This is a genomic window from Microcystis sp. M53603_WE2 (assembly GCF_030065435.1).
Genome location: NZ_JASJFF010000741.1, coordinates 1 through 2,904, shown reverse-complemented (window position 1 = coordinate 2,904; position 2,904 = coordinate 1). Strand labels below are relative to the sequence as shown.

Annotated in this window: 4 protein-coding genes; 3 read left to right on the top strand and 1 reads right to left on the bottom strand. The window is 38.6% G+C overall.

Going from position 1 to position 2,904, the window contains the following annotated elements:
- Nucleotides 1-519 (bottom strand): amidohydrolase family protein (locus tag PX481_RS16060; protein ID WP_502888609.1); only part of this gene is annotated, 519 nt, incomplete at its 3' end.
- 289 nt (nt 520-808) lie between these two features.
- On the opposite strand from PX481_RS16060, the gene PX481_RS16055 reads away from it, so the two are divergent.
- The 3 genes from PX481_RS16055 to PX481_RS16045 form a co-directional block, all read left to right on the top strand.
- Nucleotides 809-2,083, top strand: a complete 1,275-nt coding sequence (locus PX481_RS16055) for a DNA methyltransferase (protein WP_288054596.1) — start codon at nt 809-811, stop codon at nt 2,081-2,083.
- A 46-nt stretch (nt 2,084-2,129) separates the two neighbouring features.
- A complete protein-coding gene (locus PX481_RS16050) occupies nt 2,130-2,294 on the top strand; it encodes a hypothetical protein (protein WP_288028062.1) in 165 nt (54 codons plus the stop codon).
- Between the two features lie 165 nt (nt 2,295-2,459).
- A partial coding sequence (locus PX481_RS16045) for an RpnC/YadD family protein (RefSeq protein ID WP_288094964.1) occupies nt 2,460-2,904 on the top strand: 445 nt, incomplete at its 3' end.

Genomic DNA, 2,904 nt, shown 5'->3' with positions numbered 1-2,904 from the left:
TTCCAATAAGCGCCGCAACAGTCCCAAATCTTCCAGACTGCGATTATCGGTAAAACCCACCGCTACAGGCATTAAATCGGCTAATTCCGTCATTTTTTGCCCTTGCCTTCCTAGGGTAAGACTTGCCCAAAAATGCAGACGGGCCGATTTTGAGTCAAAAAACCCTTGACTTTTTTGCTGTAATGTGCTAATGAGTGCGGGGTGATCGAGAGGGGGGAGAGTATTGGGGAGAATTGCCACCCGGGTGCAACCTCCGGCCGTGGCAGCTTCGATCAGAGATGCGAGGGTTTCTCGGTCCTCGTGGCCGGGTTCCCCAGAATGACTGTAGAGATCGACTAATCCGGGAGCAAAAATACAGTTTTGACCGGAAATATAGTTACTGTTTTCTCTTGGGGGAAGCTGAGATTCGATCGCTTTAATTACCCCCTTCTCAATCCAGACATCGGCAATGCGATCGGTTTGTGTCAGGGGGTCAAGAACTCTAACCTGTTCTATAATCGTCGAGGATTGGCTATTCACGCAGACTAATTAAAACGTCATTTTTTCCTTTGGCAGTATATCACGTTAAGTAAAAAGTAAAAAAGCTGAGTTGTCGGTTAGGTTAGGGGACGATAAGTTAGAATATTGATCAACTACGGTTTTAATCTTTATTTTAATTGGCTAGTCCACCCTAGAGAGAATTGATAGCCGAATCATGCAGTTAAGTGGGTGGGTGGAATTAAATATAAGATGAACGTAGGTTGGGTTGAAGCATGAAACCCAACGCCCGCTCATGTTACACTACCGCTAACCCATCCTACAAATAATTGTGCCTCCCTACTTAGAACTTTTCGATTCTAATAATTTAGAAGAATTTAATCGGGGAACCCCGCGATTAGTTTCCTTTCGAGATTTAGTACCAGAAATCACCAGCACCAGTTATCTAACCCACGGCATCTATTATTATCCTGCCAAATTTATTCCCCAAGTGGTGAGATTCTGTCTTGATAACTACACGAAAAAGGATGATTGGATTATCGATCCTTTTGCTGGTTCGGGTACGGTGGGTTTAGAAGCTAAACTTTGTCAAAGAAATGCGGTTTTAACTGATCTTAATTATCTTTTAAACCATATTATACCGATTAAGATCACAGAACACCAAGAACCATTGAGTTACTCAGAGTTAGATAAAAAAATCTTAGAAGTTTTTGCCAACGAGGATAAATTTATCCCTCAGTGGTCAAATTTAAACTATTGGTATCCAGAGGAGATTTTAGCAGTTTTACAGAAACTTTGGGCTGGTCAAAAAAGTCTAGAACCTGATTTGTATTCCCAGATTATTCAAGCGGTTTTAGTGAAAGTTAGTAAACAGTTTTCCTATGCAGAACATACCAAACCTAAATTATTTCAATCGAAATACAAAAAATCAGATATACAGGAACTATTACAAAGAAATTGGCAAGAGGAATTAAAACGAACGATTAAAGAGATGAGTTTTGAAACTTTAACCAGCGTCAATCAATATATTACCGTAACTTGGCGCAATTATAATCAGGTGCTTTTTTATGGAGGAGTAGATAGTGCCACTTTTGAGATCGATCAAAATCTAGAGTTAGATTGTTTAATTAGTTCACCCCCCTATCTGCAAGCACAGGAATATATCAGAACAGCAAAACTAGATTTATATTGGTTAGGATATACAGAAAAAGAAGTGCAAAAAATCTCTAAGCTAGAAATTCCCTACCGACAGGCTACCAGATTAATCGAAACCGAAACCTTAAATCAAGTGAGATCAAGTTTAGAGAAAGAGAATTTACATAAAATACTCGATTCCTATTTTTGTCACACTATCAACGCTTTAGAAAATGCCACCAGAAAATTAAAACAAGCTGGGAAAGCTTGCATTTTTGTGGGTAATCCGAAAGTGGATGGGGTGGAAGTAGAAACTTGGCGAATATTAGGGGAATATTTTCAGGAAAATGGCTTTATTTTTGATACCGTCTTTGAGGATAGAATTAAAACCAGACAATTATTCAAATCTCGCAAGAATAAAAATCCTGATGGCATGAAATCTGAATATTTACTAATCTTAGAAAAAAGGTAAATTTTTATTGCTTATGTATCCCAAATATTCCCTATTTCATAAATATTTGAACTGTCTGGAATCCTTACCTAATTTTCAGGAAAATATTGAAGATAAACCCTATATATCTGGTCAATTACTGGCTGAAGTAAAGTTAATTATTAAGACAGATTATGCTACCGTTAATTATGTTTGTGAACTTAAAACAAGATTAAATCATGATCTATCTTAATCGGTGATATAATATTTCGTAAGCTTGGGTCAAAGATTACCATGAAATCAAAGACTTTTACTAATGATCGGGGGTTTATTTAGCTTAATTGTTTAGGAATTGATAGCAAGTAATCTTGAATTTATTGATGTGGATGGTAGTAATTACAAAGGCAGAACGCTCGCAATGTTTGATAATATTTGTAAATTTATCACCGAAAACTTCTCCGATGATCTAGCCACTTGGTTATTGGGTTCTCCCCTCTCCTTAACCGTCCTCGACCCGACGGAATTACAATTAGACCCCATTCGTGCCGATTCTCTGATTTTTTTGCAGTCAGAGGAATTAATTCTTCATACCGAGTTTCAAACCGACCCCGACTCCAAGATTCCTTTCCGAATGCTCGATTATCGCATTCGCGTCTATCGTCGTCATCCCCAAAAACCAATGCGTCAAGTGGTAATTTATCTGCGACGCAGTGATTCCCCCCTAGTACAAGAAAATACCTTCCGTCTGGGGGAAACCTTTCATTCCTTCCAAGTCATCCGTCTTTGGGAAGAAAATACACCACAATTTTTTCATCATCCCGGTTTATTACCCTTTGCCGTCCTCAGCAATACTGATGACCCCG